Origin of the sequence: Desulfovibrio sp. 3_1_syn3, assembly GCF_000145315.2 — a bacterium.
Classification (GTDB): Bacteria; Desulfobacterota; Desulfovibrionia; order Desulfovibrionales; family Desulfovibrionaceae; genus Desulfovibrio; species Desulfovibrio fairfieldensis.
The window spans coordinates 18280-33641 of record NZ_ADDR02000002.1; the positions used below are offsets into that span (position 1 = coordinate 18280).

Here is a 15362-nt window from a genome sequence, read left to right on the forward strand (position 1 = left end):
GAGAGAAGTGTGGCTTGCACACCTGTATTGCGGCATCTTGTAAACAAATTGTATGGCAAATATGTCCATAAGGATGACCGAGAGCTTCTTAACTTTGTATTTGCAAAAAAACCGACACAAGAACTTTTGGATAATTGCTTGTCTGTGTGCGATATTGAAGCATTAGGGGCTGGAAAGTGCATTTTGCTTTCATATTTGATTCACGATAAGCCTGAACTTAAGATTTCAAAATATGCTGGACCGCGTATTACTGGGCTCATTACGTATTATCGCTTTGCCAACATGAAGACATTGTCTCATTTTTCGCGGATAGGCAAGGCGTACAATGCGGCGGGTATTCCCATGTTGCTGTTCAAGGGCGGGGCCATGAAGGTTTTGCGCCCGGAGCTGCCGCGCCCCATGGGAGATGTGGACATCCTTATCCCCGCTGATCGCATTGAGGAAGCGACCCGCATCGGTGAGGGGCTTGGCTATCTGCATTATAAGGAAGAGTCCAATCATGCCGTGGATTTTCACACGGAAACGGAAAGCGCCGTTGATGTGCATCATTCCATTTTTGATCCGGGCAAGGATTTGAAGCAGTTCCACGACGGCCTGTTCGCGCGTGCAACACCGCGTCGTGCTTTTGGCGTGGATTTTCTGTTGCCGTGCCATGAGGATCTCTGCTTTCTTGTCATGGCTAACCTCACCAAAAATTTACGTGAGCATACATCTCTCGGCAATTTGTATTATGCTCTGTGTGATTGCCGGTACCTTCAGAAAAAACCTTCCTTTGATTGGGGACTTGTCTGGAGAGATGCCGTCGCCTGTGGGCGGGAGCTTGAGATACGTTTTGCCGCCGAATTCATGAATGCCATCGTCGCGGACACCATTCCCGATCTGGACAGGCATTTCCCCGCCAGCTCCGCCATGGAAGCCTTTTGCAATCAAGTCATCTTTGATGAAGACCATTATTTGCCGCGCCAGAAGCAATGCCAGGCCATCCGGGTGGTGGAGCTCAAGAACAACCCCTGGAAGTTCGGCTCATTCATTGCGAAGTTTCTGCTGATGAAAAAGCTGCGCAATTGGTCCGCCTTTGTGCGTTGGTACTTAAAGCGCAAGGAAGTGCAGGGGGGTGTGCATGCACATTGATAATCCTACAGCGGCGCAACTTGAAAAAATTTTTGCCGCGCTGGATCAACGCGCGTCGCGCAACGGTGGCCCCGTCTTTGTCAAATACCTTGTGCTCGGTTCGTGCGTCGTCCGTCTGCTCAACTATTCCGCGGCATTCACGCCTCATGTGGAGACGCAACTAGCATATATTTTGAGGGACGATGCGCCTCGTTATGACGCTACTCTTGTTGTCTGGCAGGAAAATGCTTTCAAGCAACTCGCGCGTTATGCGATCACCTGCGATAAAAGTTCATTGGCATACCGCCAACTTCGCCTGAGCAGGCTGCGCGGTGGCAGTGAGGGCGATATGGACAATGCGGTCATCATGCATGAAAGCGCTCACCATCGACAGCCGGTGGTAGACATCAGTGCGGGAAACAGGCTTCTTTCCGCATGGAACCCGCCAACGGGCACCTATTATTATGCCGTGGATAACCTGGAGCCCGAAGAGTTCATCAAGCGTGGCCATTTGTTTGTTCATGCACTGGCCCGCATCCTCAAAAGTCCCACAAGTAATCTGGCACACGGGGCCGTGATAGGGTCCAATGGTGTAGGAGTATTGCTCTGTGGCATGGGCTATCGCGGCAAATCGACTTTCTCGGTCAACGCCCTGTTGCACGGCTTTGAGTACGTTTCGGACGACTATCTCATTCTTGAAAAGGATGAAACGGCTCTGCGCGCTTGGCCCATCTATTCCATTATAACCCTCTCGCCGACTATTTATCAAAAAATGGCGTCTCGGCTCGATGCCAAGTTCGTTTCCAATAATGGGCGGAAAGACAAGTACGTCTTTAATATTGCCAAGTATCATGATCGGTTTGTTTGTGCTTATCCCATAAAGCTTTGCATGTTTCCACGATTCGTAAAATTTGCGGAGCCCAGTATCGAGCTTGGTAGTAAAGATATGGCGATGAATGAACTCGTCTATTCCACAGTTATGCAGACAGGAGAAACGCAGGATATGCGACTGATCGCTAAATTATGCTCTTTTGTGGAGGAACTGCCGTTTTACCGCATCAATCTTACGCAAGATATCGACAAAAATACACAATGTCTCAAAATGTTTTTGGAGCGGCTCGGGTAACCATTCAAATTTTAAAAACGTCATTTCAGGAGGAAAATCCCCAATGTCTACGTTTGTGTTGAATGAAGAAAAAATGTTCAGTGATATTGCTGATGGTGTAGCTATCATCATTAATTCTGAGACCGGCGTTTATTATGGCATGAACAGTTTCGGAACAGCCGTGTTCGAAAACATTCTTACCGGTGTTTCCATTGAAGATATTCTGGCCGCCGCCAAGAATATGCCCGGCGCGCCCGATGACATGGACGCCCGCATGCAGACTTTTGTTAATGAACTCAAGGGATTTGAAATTGTGCTGGAAGGAATAACGGGGGGCGGCGTGATTAATCTGGATGCCGCTGTCGCGCAGGCAGACGATTTTACTTTGACCGTACAGGAGTATAGCGACGCGCAGGAACTGCTGTTGGCCGACCCTATCCATGAAGTGAAAAACGACACTGGCTGGCAGCCTGATAAGTCTGCGCTGGAAACGGATGAGGAAGTTGTCAAGTCAAAGCTCAAAAAAGCAGAACAATAGTCTGTTATAAGCTCTTCGGAGTGACTTGCCATCCATAATTTTTGATAATTCGGAAAAGTCAGTTCGAAGAGCTTGTTTCAATATAGTTTATCTAGGAAAAATTATGCTTCGTATTTCCGTTATTGTCCCTGTTTATAATACTTGCTCGTATCTTAGCAAGTGTTTGGAGAGTCTTTTCAGCCAGACTCTGTGTGATATTGAAATCATATGTGTAGACGATGGTTCAACGGACGGGTCCTCCGATGTTTTGCGTGATTTTGCTCAGAAAGATTCTCGTCTGAAAGTGCTCAAGCATGAGCGCAATAAAGGAGCCGCCGCAGCACGTAATACAGGTTTAGCCGTTGCAAGGGGAGAATATCTCGGTTTTGTGGATTCTGATGACTATGTCTCTAATGACTATTTTGAAAAACTGTACATAGTCGCTAAGGAAAATACCGCAGATATAGCTAAAGCAAGATATTTTTATGAAAAAAAAGATGATATTCAAAAAGAAGACAAATATAATATATCTATAGAAGAGAATAAATATAATTTTTCTATAAATTTTACGACTGCAATCTATAGACACTCAATTATAAAAAATAATAAAATAAGATTTCCAGATGGAATTACAAATTATGAAGATGTTGTCTTTCTTATTATGTGCGTTTGTTGTGCAAATAAAATAAAAACGATAGATTCTGTATATTACCATTATATAAAAAGGACTTGCTCATCTACTAGCAAAGATTACAAAAAAATATTTGATATGACACTACAGGCTTGCTTTGAGATAGTTTTCATCCTCAATAAAACCAAGATTCCTTATAATAATTATAATAAATTATTTAGGCAATGTATAAATGTATTATTATCAATTTCAGTAACGCCGTCAGATATTTCTGAAAATTCTGCGTATAAAGTAATCAAACTTTTGGAAAACTACAAATTTTTACCGCAAAAAATAAAAAAAAGTAAACTTCCATATACAAAACGGTCAGTAGTTGAGATTTTTTGGGACATAAGACGAATATCAGCAGCTCCATTTTTCCCCAAAAATGATCAAAAATTTATTTATACTTTGTATAAAATGTCACATTTTATTTCCATTTGTCTTTTTATAAGTACACTTGCGCCGGGTGGTGCCGAACGCCAGATTGTAACTTTGGCAAAAGCTTTAGCGCGGAAAGGTGTTGTCGTATATTTAGTTTATTATGAGTCAAAAGGGAATTGTGGACATTATTTAGGTATGTTGAAAAATACGTATGTTATACATTTTTCATATGCATTAAATAACACTGTTGTATCCGGAAGTTCTTTTTGCAGAAAATATCAAGATCTATATCATGAAATTCGCGCAATGGGACTTCCTCCATTGTCGATATTGGCATTAACTGGAGCTTTGACATTCATTTCTCCAGATATCTTGCATTGCTATCTTGATGGAAATAATATTTTGGGTGGAAGTGTGGGGATTTTGGGGAAAGTTCCTGGTATTGTACTTTCTTTTCGAAGCGTTGACCCTGCTACTGCTCAAGAAGTTTATACAGATATGGCATTAAAATATTATACATTTTTGCTTCGATATAATAATGTCGCTCTTGAAGCTAATTCAAATTGCGGCGCATATAGTTATGCGCATTGGCTACGCATTGACCTTGATCGTATTGTTGTCAATCCTAATGGCATTGATTCAAGCCTTTTAAATAGAGAAAAATTTTCCTCTCGACAGATTGCACGGCGTTCTCTTGGAATTGATGAATCGATACCCATAGTTTTATTTCTCGGCCGATATCATGCTTGTAAATGCCCGGATGTTTTGCTCTCTGTAGCAGATGAATTGCGGAAAAAAATTCCTTCTGTTCTTTTTTTGGTGGCTGGTGATGGTATGCAACATGACGCAGAGATCGGATTTTTACTTCAACAATATAAGCTTACTGATAATATTCGGCTTCTTGGGCCCCGAAAAGATGTTTTAAATTTGCTTATTGCAGCCGATGTATTGCTGATGACATCAAAGATTGAAGGTTTCCCAAATGTTGTAATGGAAGCGATGTCAGCAGGGCGACCGGTAGTTGCGACAAGAGTCGGCGCTATTCCTGAGCTTGTTCGCGAAGGAAAAGATGGTTTTTTGCATAACGTGGGTGATGTTGTTGGTTTATGCGAAAGTCTTCAATTCTTGTTGTCCGATTCAAAAACTCGAAATCGCATGGGACAAAATGCTAAACAAAGAATTTTAGAAGATTTTACATCTGATAGATTGGCTCAGCGCGCGCTGTTGCAATATTCTTCTCTTCTGGGGCAATGCCAAGATGAAAAGGAGCAAGTATAATGTGCGGCATTTGTGGTTTTTTTTCATGTGGCACAGCTGTTTTGAACCTTGGAGCGGCCCAACAAATTCTTGAAAATATGACGACGTGCCTTTCGCATCGCGGACCTGATGGTCATGGAGAATGGTTGGATGCTGATGCAGGTATAGCGCTCGGCCATAGACGACTTTCCATACGGGATATTTCGCCTGCAGGTGCCCAGCCTATGCATTCCCATTGTGGACGCTATGTGCTGACTTACAATGGTGAAATTTACAATAGCGAAGAGTTACGCCATTATATTCTTAAGGTAAAGGAGCAGTCGCCTTGCTGGCAGGGACATTCCGACACAGAAGTTTTTTTGGAAGCGTGTGCAACTCTGGGGATTCACCGAACATTGGAATTATGTATTGGAATGTTCTCCTTTGCTCTCTGGGATAAAAAAGAACATAGGCTTATTTTGGGTCGTGATAGATTTGGAGTCAAGCCCTTATACTGGACAGTACAAAACAATACTCTACTTTTTGCTTCTGAAGTGAAATCCTTACGCCGCTATCCTTATTTCAATCCCGAAATTGATAGAAATAGGCTGGCCGCTTTTTTCCGTTGTAACTATTTACCCGATCCGCTGACTATCTTTGCAGATGTCCACAAATTACGTCCTGGGTATGTGCTCATTGCCAATGGCATGGGGGCTCCTCGCGAAGAACCATGGTGGAGTGCGCGGGAAGTGGCCTTGGCGGGCATTGCAAATCGTATTGACTGTCACAAGGAAGCGTTGGACGAACTGCATCACTTGGTTCAGGACGCCGTCAGCAGGCGTATGGTTGCCGATGTCGCGATAGGAGCATTCTTGTCTGGCGGCGTGGATTCGTCACTTGTCGTCGCTGTGATGCAGGAAGCTGCCTCGCGCCCAATCAATACCTATAGTATCGGCTTTGAGGAGGTTGACTACAACGAGGCTCCCTACGCAAAGGCTATTGCCGCCGTTTTGGGAACTCAACACACGGAACTTTATATTACCTCAAAGGATGCTGCGGAGCTGATTCCCCAATTGCCGCAAATATACGATGATCTTTTTGCGGATTCGTCTCAGATCCCCACGTACTTCCTGTCTCGGTTGGCGCGCAGGGATGTGATGGTGGCGCTGTCCGGCGATGGCGGCGACGAATTTTTTGCTGGCTATGCGCAACATAGTCTCAAAATTCCTTTTTATCGTAATTTGCCTACTAGCCGGTCTCACTTATATCAGCGAATGCATTTGGGACGCTGGAGGGGCATGGATGTCGTTCCTGGGGGCAGGGTCCCCTCTTCCTACTTTGTACAAGGTATAGATGACGACATGTTTCTTGATGACGGCGAATTGGCCCAGTTTATTGATACCGTTCACTATCTACCTGGCGATATTTTGCACAAGGTGGACCGCGCTTCCATGGCTGTTTCGTTGGAGGTGAGACCGCCTTTGTTGGATCATCGTATCTACGCGCTGGCGTGGCGCATGCCCCCCCATTTACGGCGAGCTTGTGGCAAAGCGAAGTGGCCGTTACGGCATCTACTGAACCACTATGTCTCGCCGGAGCTGACGGAAAGGCCCAAGCAAGGTTTTGCCCTTCCTTTGCTCTCTTGGGTTCGTGGTCCATTGCGAGACTGGGCGGAGTCACTGCTGGATCCTGCACGTCTGCGCCGTGAGGCCTGGTTGTCTCCTGAGGTTGTGGCGCTCATGTGGAAGGAGGCGCTAGAAGGGCGACAAAATATGGAACAAATCTGGGCCGTCTTGATGTTTCAGTCTTGGTTAGAAATGTTTATTAAGGAGAAATGAAGTGGACTATCGTGAGCAGCATCAACGCGGAAAAAATGCAGTGAAGGCAATTCGATATATTAAATATATATTAAAAACATGTAAAAAACATGGAAAAGATGTAACGAGGGATATGAAGATCCTTGATTTTGGATGTGGGTCCGGAGATGCTGCTTATTTTCTTGTGAAAATGGGTTACAATGCATATGGTTATGACTTATATTATAATTTGTCTGACTGCTCTAAAAAATATTCAGAACGTTTTTTATTTTATGATAATGATAGAAATCAGACAGGTTTAGTAAACTATGCAGTTGACCTTGGTAATTTTTGTTTGCCCTATGATGACTGTAGTTTTGATATTGTTATAACTTCTCAAGTTTTTGAACATATTTTCAATCATGAAAAAGTCATAAGGGAATTTAGACGCGTTATGCGTGACGATGGAATTTCTATAAATACCTTTCCACCTAAATATGTCCTAATTGATGCGCATATAAAAATATTGTGGGGACAAATTATAAAGTTTCGGCCATATTATTTTTTGTGTGCATTATTGGGAATAAGGAATGAATTTCAAAAAGGAAAGTCTATTATGTGTGTCACAAATAGCAATTATCATTATGCTCGAACAGGTTTGAATTATATTTCAACAAAAGAATTTCGTCGAATTGCATCACAATATTTTTCATATATTTCTATAGAAACAAAGCAATTTAATGATATATTAATGAAGTTGAGAAAATATTCTTTTGTTAAATTTTTTTTGGAAAATTGTTCAAGAAATATCACTGCTGTGCTGAAGCCGTAGTTTTTTTCTATAGATTAAGAAATGTGGTGCAATTTTTTACTACTGATTTAGGTTTGTACAAATATTATATTGCAAATTAAAAATTAATAATAAGCTATATCCATATGCTTAAATATTGCTTTTTAGAGGGCAATAGGCGTAATTCTTTCGAATTGGCTGTAAATATCCATTGGGGTAATTATGAATATTGCATTATTTATTCCATTTCTTTGTATGGGAAAAGGTGGAGCAGAACGCAGCGGTATTAAGCTTGCACATGAGATGAAAAATAGAGGACACGAATGTACTCTTTTTTGTACAGGAAATAGGCTCGGAATGCCTGCATATCCGCTTCCGGAAAATATTAAATGGTATGATTTGCAATTGAAAGATTCCAAGTCAATTTATGATGCACAACAATTGTTGACAAATCTTCATATTGATGTCTTTTGTTGTTTTAATTCAACACGCATAGGATTATGGATTCCTATCCTATGCAAGTCAGCAAATATTCCGCTACTTTGGGCTGAACGTACTGCTCCTCAAGCTGTGGAGAAATATCTTTGGAATCGGAAAGAACGTTTGGCATGTATGGCTGCAGCTGATGGAATTGTCCTCCAGTGCTCAAGCTATGCGGCTTCTTTGCCCGATTTTTTTCATAAAAAAATTTTTATAATTCCCAATCCGGCACCAGAGCCACACCTCATTGATTGGGCTAAAAAAAATTCTCAGCGTAAAATTATTCTTGCCGTAGCGCGACTGCAAACAATGAAGCAGTTGGTGACGTTAATTAAAGCTTTTGCGTTTTTGCAGCATGAATTTACAGATTGGGACTGCTACATATGCGGAGATGGTCCACTTAAGAAAGACTATCAGTCGTTAATTGATGTACTTGGATTAACTGCACGAGTACGGCTTATAGGGGCTGTTGACAATATTGGTGACTACTATGCTGCAGCGCAGGTTTTTTGTCTTCCATCTTCATTTGAAGGTTTTCCAAATGCATTGATTGAAGCGCAAAGCTATGGGGTCCCTGCTGTTGGCTTTGCTGATTGCGCCGGGGTAAATGAAATCATCAGACATGGCGAAAATGGGATGTTGGTCGCCCGGAGAGGAGCCAAGCCGTTGGCTGATACTCTTCGTATTCTTTTGCGAGATGAAACACTTCGCCGTCAAATGGGACTAAAAGCTCAGGTGATGCTTTCAAGATATGAAGAAAAATTTATATTTAAAAGTTGGGAAAATACTTTTTACATAATTAAAAAATATCGTAGTTCGACAATTCTTGCAAATATAGAAAAGATCCAAGACGATACAATCAAGAATGATCTCCGTGAGATTTTAAAGTATCCTCCATCTTCTTCTAAAGCAAAAAATTCAAAAATAGCGAATATTATTTTCGCTGAACTTCGCGAAAAACGACAACTTGCCGAAGAGATAGGCAATTTCAAGAAATACCAGGTTAGAGATTAAGGGGATCTCTAACAGTACAAGGAGGAGGGAATGCTTGAAAAAAAAACGGCGTTGTCACTTGAACATGCGGTAAATATATGCAAGCAGCATGCCGTGGGAACTGCCTTGCATAGTGATATTGTTTTTTTCTCTTTACCCTATTGGGATATTTATACTCCGTTCAGCGCTGTTCCATGTCTTGTTGGGGTATTGCAAGAAAAAGGCTGGAAAGCTCAGCAGATCGATATCGGCATTCTTTATTTTCATGAGCTGTTTATCAAACGTCGGCGTTTGGCTTGGGCGTTGATTAAATCGAAATTCTTTTATCATGAGAAGGTTGAGCCTTTCGAATCGAGTGGTGTTCATTCTTATGAGGAATATCTGGAGTCCATTGACTGGCTGAGTAAGGACAAAATGGATCTTGCAGCCTTGCGCGTTGCTTATCCAACTCTCAATGATTTTCAACGCGGAGTGCTTAGTGCATTTTATGGTGCGCTGTGGATTAACAAGCGCAAACGCCCCAATCGTCTTCATCTTCGCCTGCCCCAACTTCTTGAAGATTACGATTTTACGCCATTTTTTAATGTTATTTCCCGTTTCAATCTTTTTCCGATTTTGAATAACTTGCCTCATGTTGTCGGTATTTCTATAACCTCTCTTGATCAGCTTGCGGCGAGTTGCCTTTGGGCAATTTTTTTAAAAAAACTGCGTCCTGATATTGCACTGATAGCAGGCGGCAGTTGTACTATCATTTTGCGCAACTGTAATCGGCAAGCATGGGAACAATTTTTTGAATTTTTTGATTACGTGTGTACAGGGGAAGGTGAAACATGCACAGCAATGCTTGTTAACCATGTATATAATGGGTTATATAAGTTAGATGAAATTCCAAATCTCGCATATCGTGTGGGTGGCGCAGTGATCTGTACGGCAGAGGCCGTAGAAAATGTTGAGGCATTACCTCCTCCCAGCTATATCGGAATCGATCAATCGCTATATCTAACACCGGAGCCTATGCTTTCTTATCAAACTTCGCGAGGCTGTTTTTGGGGGAAGTGCGCATTTTGTGATTTCGATAAAAAATGGAGATCCAACTTTCGACAAAAATCCATCAAGAAAGTTAACGCCGATTTGAAATTTCTACATGCTACCTATGCCGTTGATAATTTTACCTTTGTCGATGAGGCTATTGAGCCCCAATTTTTTTCTCGCTGGATTCTTGAGCTGGAGAAAGAAGCATTTTCTCAGCATATTCATTGGCTCGCTTATATGAAAGTATCACCTCATTATTCTGATGAATTGATTGCCCGGGCGAAGAGGTGTGGTCTCACAATGGTGATGCTTGGGGTGGAGACTTTCAATCAACGATTGCTGCGCTTTATCCGCAAGGGAATTTTAGCAAAAAATTCTGTTCAGAATTTGAATTGTTTTCATGCCAATGGCGTCAAAACGCACGCTTGGCTGATGGGATTGCTCCCATCACAAACAAAAGAAGAATTGATTGCTGATTTTGCAACAATAAAAAAGTGTATTGATGATATTGATAATGTATATATGGGATCATTCATATTATTTCCGAGTACAGATATGTTTTTACAACCTCATAAGTTTAATATACTACAAATTTCAGAAGCAAAAGATATTCACTATGATGGTTATACATTTTCTTCAACACATAATGGGCAAGAAATTGATATTGAAAAATTGAAAAAATATCTTAATGAAACAATTCGTCCCTTCATTTCTAAGAAAAAATTTATTACAAACAGATATGATAGATTTTTTGATGACAAATTTTTTGCTGAAAAAAATACTGTTTTGAAACAGCAAGGTAAGAAATAAAAATGCTATTTAGCTAAAAATATCAATAGGGATGGTGAAAAATGTCATTTCCCCTTATTTCTGTTATGATACCGACTTTTAATCGTGAAAAATACATCAAACAGGCAATTGATTCTGTTATTGTCCAAGATTATCGCCCGTTAGAAATTATTGTTGTTGACGACGGCTCAACCGATATGACTGCTGAAACTGTAGAACAATATGATCCTAATATAGTCAAATATTTTTACAAAAAAAATTATGGTATGGATGATGCCTCTGCGCGGAATCTTTGTGTTCAGAAAGCTTCAGGAGAATTTTTGGCTTGGCTTGATAGTGATGACTATTATTTGTCGGGAAAACTTAGCGCTCAGATGGAGTACTTACAGCAACATCCTGAATGTGAAATTGTTTTTACAGAGGTGGAAGATTTTTTTGATGATGACAATATGAAAAAAGAGATGGACCCTAATATTTATACCAAAATTTTTTTTGGAGGGACAAAAGTTTTTCATACAACAATGCTTGCAAGGCGTGAAATGATCTTGAGAGTAGGGCCGCGTGTGGAAAATCTACGTGCTTATGGTGATCATGAATGGTTATATAGAATATATTTTATACACAATGTTGATATTTCACATTGTTTGAATAGAGTTTATGTCCGGCGTCGGATGCATAAAAATAGTGTTGCATATACAAGAAGAAATCCAGAAACATTAGCTGCTGTCACACAACTTACTGATAAATATATGCGTGAAAAAATCAGGCGTGACTTGCTTGCCGCACGGAAAAAGCAAAGCAAACAGTGATGCCCACTCTCTCTATCATCATCCCTGTCTTCAACACGCAAAAAAACCTTCCAGCCTGTCTTGACAGTATTTTGGCGCAGGGATTGGAAGATATGGAAGTTTTGTGCGTGGACGACGGTAGTCCGGACGATTCTCTGTCCGTGCTGCGCCGTTACGCGCAAGCCGACCCGCGCGTGCATGTTTTGCGGCATGAGCGCAACAGGGGCGTTTCCGCAGCCCGCAATACCGGTATGCAGACCGCTGCCGGCGAGTATACTGCCTTTGTGGACAGCGATGACACCTTGGCTCCGGATTTTTGCGAGCGTCTACTTGCGGCAGCGCACCGAGAAGGAGCCGATATTGCCAAGGGCAATTATGCGTACTTGGGGTATTCCGGCATCAATTACAGTATAAATGCCCGTATCCGTGAACATAAAACGAACTTCTATATTCAGTTTTGTTCGGCTATCTATAGAACCGCCCTGTTGCGGGAAAGTGGCATCAGATTCCCGGAACAGCTGCATGTGTCAGAAGACATTGTCTTCGCCTTCAGCGTGGCCTTGCGCGCCCGACGGATCGCCATTGATGACATGGCTCATATTAATGTCAATACCCGTCGAGGATCAGCCAGCTTTGCTGCTCCCAGTTATGCCGATATCATTTCCCATTACCGGGCCTTGGGTATGATCACGCAACTGGCCACACAAAACGTGGTTTCCGCTGCCAGTTTCAATTATGTGCTGGCCTCGCTGTTCGTCCTTTTTGTCCATATTGCCGTCCGTAACAGAAGGGCATCCGTACGGCGTTTTATTGAAGCCAAAAACAGACAGCTATTCAAGCTTGTTCGAACCTGCCCAAAGTTCGATGCTGGCATTTTTGCCGGGGCTCTGGAGGATGCGGATAAACATTTGCTTGCCTGTCTTGAAAATAACGAGCTTTCGCAATTTTTTGCCGCCCTTGATAAACTGCGGGCCCAGCGCTGCAGAATGCTACGGAGCCGCCCCTGATGAAGCACGCACCTGGTACTGTTTCGCCCATGGGGGGCTTACGCAACGCCTGCCATGCGGAGCCTCCCGCCTGTACGCTTTTTATGACCTCGCGCTGTAATCTGGCCTGCGCGTGGTGCCGCCGCGCCAAAATCGGCGTGCGACAAACGCCGCCCATGAGTCTGGAAGTGGTTCGCGCTTTGTTGGGGCAATACCCTGGCATTGCCGTCTTCGCCATGGCAGGGCAGGGTGAGCCCACACTGGCCCCGGAATTTTCGGACATCGTGCGTTCGCTGGCCGAAGCGGGCAAGGGTATCATTCTGGATACTAATGGCGTTAACTCTGGAAAAGTGGGCGAACTGGACGGTTGTTTTTCGCGTATCAGCGTAAGCCTCTATGGACACGACCGGAATTCCTTTAATGCCTACACCGGTGTTGACGGCTTTGAAAGTGTCATGCGCTCATGGGGCGTCTACCGGCGGGTCTGCCGCCAGGTCTGCATTTCCTATATTGTTGACAGGGACAAGCTCGATGACTTGCGGAAGGTACTTGATCTCTGTGATACGCTGGAGCCGTCCCGTCTGCTGTTGTATAACCCGCTTTGCTATGATGCCAGTGACAAAGTGCAAATGGCGAAGATCATTACCGCCCAGGATACAGAGATTATCTCAACCATCGCGGAACTGGCCGAAGGCCGGAGGTACCCCATCGACCTGCCCCCTTATCCCGACTATATGACGCCCTGTAATTCCTGTCGCTCTTATTGCGCGGTCATCAATGTGGACGGCAATGGAGATATAGGCGGCTGTCTGCGCAAGGTGGTGCCGGACGGCTCATGCGGTAATGTGTTCCATGACGCGGACTGCTTCAATACAGCGGCCATGCTGCGGCTACGACGCAGACAAATGGTGGGTTACCCGCCGCATTCCGAGTGTGCCAACTGCTTCGGCAACTGGGGCTATGGCGACTACCATTCCCTAAGCTGGAAAAAGGACTTTTCATAATGCCACAAACCGATCCCAGTGTCCTGATTTCCATTGTCATGCCGGTCTGGAACGGTGCGGCCTATCTGCAAGAAACCTTGGACAGCGTCTGGCGGCAGGGGGTGTCGGCGGAGATCATTGTTGTGGACGACGGTTCCACGGACAATTCCCGCGAAATTGCGGCATCCATGGGCTGTACGGTGATCCCGATGACGCATAGCGGCATTGCCAGAGCTTGTAATACCGGTATCGTCCATGCCGTCGGTACGTACCTCATGATGCTGGATCAGGACGACGTACTTTGTGAGGGAGCGCTGGCGACCATGTTGCATGCTTTGGAAGGGGAGGTTGGCCTGCTGGCCGTGGCGGCCAGGGCGCAAGATTTCATTTCACCCGATCTCGATGAACGCGCCCGCGCTGCAATTGTGCCGCGTTCCTTGCCGTACTTTGGCCTTATGACCGGGGCCGTGCTCATGCACTGTAGAGTACCGGAGCTCGTGGGCACTTTTAATGAAAATTATCGTGCCGGTCAGGCGGTTGATTACCTCCTGCGCATGGAGAAATACGGCATTATCTGCAAAAAATTGGAGATGATTTCCGTCATGCGGAGGCTTCACGCTACCAATACGAGCAGAATCATGAAAAACAGGCAGTTCAGCGATTATGGCGCTATTCTGCGCGCCCGGCTGGCGGGAGATAAAAAACATGCGTGAGCTTCAGGAGCGTTACTGCGTCGAAGACAGCTTTTTTCATCGATATTTCGTGCGCAACGCGGAAAATCGTTTTGTCAATGATTTGAAAAAATTCATGCTATGGCATGAAGGGCATTTTCTTGATCCCCGCAAAAAGCTCGACTATGTACGGCGTTTTCTGGTGGACGAGCTGGAAGATTTTTACAGTAAAAGCCGATTCTGCCTGCCTCAAATCGGCTTTTCATTGACCACGCGCTGCACGCTGCATTGTCAGGACTGTATCGCCCTGTCGCCTCTGTTCGAGAATCCCGAACTGCATAAAAATTTTACTCACATGGACCTCGGCTTCAGCGATTTTAAGCGGGAACTCGATGCCGTTACCGCCGGGGTGGACGGCATCAAGCGTCTTTTTCTGCACGGCGGTGAGCCTCTGCTGAACAGAGCTTTGCCGGAGATCGTCGACTACAGCGCCGCCTGCGGCAAGATTGAGCTTGTGGAGCTTATCACCAATGGCACCATTGTCCCTTCCGAGCCCCTGTTGGACGCCATTGAACGGCATAAGGACAAGGTCTATCTGGCCATCAACAATTATGGCGTGAACCCGGCCTTAAAGACTCGGCTGCATTACGAGGAAACTATTGCCCGCCTGAATGAACGCGGGATCAGGCATCCGCTTTATTCGGAATTGTCGTGGTATCGGCAGCATCCCCTTGAGGACCAAGGCTACACATCCGAACAGACCCGCAAGATGTTCGCAAACTGCTGGTGCAAGCACAGCCTGCAGATTCTCAACGGCGTACTAGCCATTTGTCCGCGCGCCTCCATTGGAGAGTTGCTGGGATTAGTGCCTACTCCCGAGGGAGACGTCATTCGCCTACGTGAGAACATCGCTGGTGATACGCGGCAACGCCTGGTGGATTTTTATAAGAAAGATTCCTTCGTGGCTTGCGGCTACTGCGCGCCGCAGTCGGAGGTTATTTCGCCGGCTATGCAGTCCGGCGACAAATAAAT

The 15362-nt window shown here is 44.3% G+C and carries 13 protein-coding genes; all 13 read left to right on the forward strand.

The window, feature by feature from the left end; all coding sequences use genetic code 11:
* Positions 1-9 precede the first annotated feature (9 nt).
* The gene (locus HMPREF0326_RS11435) at positions 10-1131 is read left to right on the forward strand and encodes a nucleotidyltransferase family protein (protein WP_020990546.1); all 1122 of its coding nucleotides are present in this window, start codon (positions 10-12) and stop codon (positions 1129-1131) included.
* Complete coding sequence (locus HMPREF0326_RS11440) at positions 1121-2236, forward strand: hypothetical protein (protein WP_020990547.1); 1116 nt, start codon at positions 1121-1123, stop codon at positions 2234-2236. The genes HMPREF0326_RS11435 and HMPREF0326_RS11440 overlap by 11 nt, the downstream gene beginning before the upstream one ends.
* 43 nt (positions 2237-2279) lie before the next feature.
* Positions 2280-2753 (forward strand): PqqD family protein, encoded by a 474-nt coding sequence (locus HMPREF0326_RS11445; protein ID WP_008685143.1) that lies wholly within the window; start codon positions 2280-2282, stop codon positions 2751-2753.
* A 103-nt stretch (positions 2754-2856) separates the two neighbouring features.
* On the forward strand, positions 2857-5064 hold the full coding sequence (locus tag HMPREF0326_RS16200; RefSeq protein ID WP_020990548.1) for a glycosyltransferase: 2208 nt from the start codon (positions 2857-2859) through the stop codon (positions 5062-5064).
* On the forward strand, positions 5064-6860 hold the full coding sequence (asnB, locus tag HMPREF0326_RS16205; RefSeq protein ID WP_008685141.1) for an asparagine synthase (glutamine-hydrolyzing): 1797 nt from the start codon (positions 5064-5066) through the stop codon (positions 6858-6860). Before HMPREF0326_RS16200 ends, asnB begins: the two co-directional genes overlap by 1 nt.
* 1 nt (position 6861) lies before the next feature.
* Positions 6862-7650, forward strand: a complete 789-nt coding sequence (locus HMPREF0326_RS16210) for a class I SAM-dependent methyltransferase (protein WP_008685140.1) — start codon at positions 6862-6864, stop codon at positions 7648-7650.
* Between the two features lie 180 nt (positions 7651-7830).
* Positions 7831-9102, forward strand: a complete 1272-nt coding sequence (locus HMPREF0326_RS16215) for a glycosyltransferase (RefSeq protein ID WP_084493637.1) — start codon at positions 7831-7833, stop codon at positions 9100-9102.
* Between the two features lie 30 nt (positions 9103-9132).
* Positions 9133-10923 (forward strand): B12-binding domain-containing radical SAM protein, encoded by a 1791-nt coding sequence (locus HMPREF0326_RS16220; RefSeq protein WP_008685138.1) that lies wholly within the window; start codon positions 9133-9135, stop codon positions 10921-10923.
* A gap of 41 nt (positions 10924-10964) precedes the next feature.
* Complete coding sequence (locus HMPREF0326_RS16225; protein WP_008685137.1) at positions 10965-11711, forward strand: glycosyltransferase; 747 nt, start codon at positions 10965-10967, stop codon at positions 11709-11711.
* Positions 11711-12697, forward strand: a complete 987-nt coding sequence (locus tag HMPREF0326_RS15605) for a glycosyltransferase family 2 protein (protein ID WP_020990550.1) — start codon at positions 11711-11713, stop codon at positions 12695-12697. The genes HMPREF0326_RS16225 and HMPREF0326_RS15605 overlap by 1 nt, the downstream gene beginning before the upstream one ends.
* Positions 12697-13680, forward strand: coding sequence for a radical SAM protein (locus HMPREF0326_RS11470; protein ID WP_008685135.1), 984 nt, complete (start codon positions 12697-12699; stop codon positions 13678-13680). The genes HMPREF0326_RS15605 and HMPREF0326_RS11470 overlap by 1 nt, the downstream gene beginning before the upstream one ends.
* The gene (locus HMPREF0326_RS15610; protein WP_008685134.1) at positions 13680-14372 is read left to right on the forward strand and encodes a glycosyltransferase family 2 protein; all 693 of its coding nucleotides are present in this window, start codon (positions 13680-13682) and stop codon (positions 14370-14372) included. Before HMPREF0326_RS11470 ends, HMPREF0326_RS15610 begins: the two co-directional genes overlap by 1 nt.
* A complete protein-coding gene (locus HMPREF0326_RS11480) occupies positions 14365-15360 on the forward strand; it encodes a radical SAM protein (protein WP_008685133.1) in 996 nt (331 codons plus the stop codon). Before HMPREF0326_RS15610 ends, HMPREF0326_RS11480 begins: the two co-directional genes overlap by 8 nt.
* Positions 15361-15362 lie beyond the last annotated feature (2 nt).

Coding starts and splice junctions, on each gene's coding strand:
- HMPREF0326_RS11445 (WP_008685143.1), top strand. CDS start 2,280: ATGTCTACGTTTGTGTTGAATGAAGAAAAAATGTTCAGTGATATTGCT.
- HMPREF0326_RS11470 (WP_008685135.1), top strand. CDS start 12,697: ATGAAGCACGCACCTGGTACTGTTTCGCCCATGGGGGGCTTACGCAAC.
- HMPREF0326_RS16215 (WP_084493637.1), top strand. CDS start 7,831: ATGAATATTGCATTATTTATTCCATTTCTTTGTATGGGAAAAGGTGGA.
- HMPREF0326_RS16225 (WP_008685137.1), top strand. CDS start 10,965: ATGTCATTTCCCCTTATTTCTGTTATGATACCGACTTTTAATCGTGAA.
- asnB (WP_008685141.1), top strand. CDS start 5,064: ATGTGCGGCATTTGTGGTTTTTTTTCATGTGGCACAGCTGTTTTGAAC.
- HMPREF0326_RS15605 (WP_020990550.1), top strand. CDS start 11,711: ATGCCCACTCTCTCTATCATCATCCCTGTCTTCAACACGCAAAAAAAC.
- HMPREF0326_RS16200 (WP_020990548.1), top strand. CDS start 2,857: ATGCTTCGTATTTCCGTTATTGTCCCTGTTTATAATACTTGCTCGTAT.
- HMPREF0326_RS16220 (WP_008685138.1), top strand. CDS start 9,133: ATGCTTGAAAAAAAAACGGCGTTGTCACTTGAACATGCGGTAAATATA.
- HMPREF0326_RS11440 (WP_020990547.1), top strand. CDS start 1,121: ATGCACATTGATAATCCTACAGCGGCGCAACTTGAAAAAATTTTTGCC.
- HMPREF0326_RS11480 (WP_008685133.1), top strand. CDS start 14,365: ATGCGTGAGCTTCAGGAGCGTTACTGCGTCGAAGACAGCTTTTTTCAT.
- HMPREF0326_RS15610 (WP_008685134.1), top strand. CDS start 13,680: ATGCCACAAACCGATCCCAGTGTCCTGATTTCCATTGTCATGCCGGTC.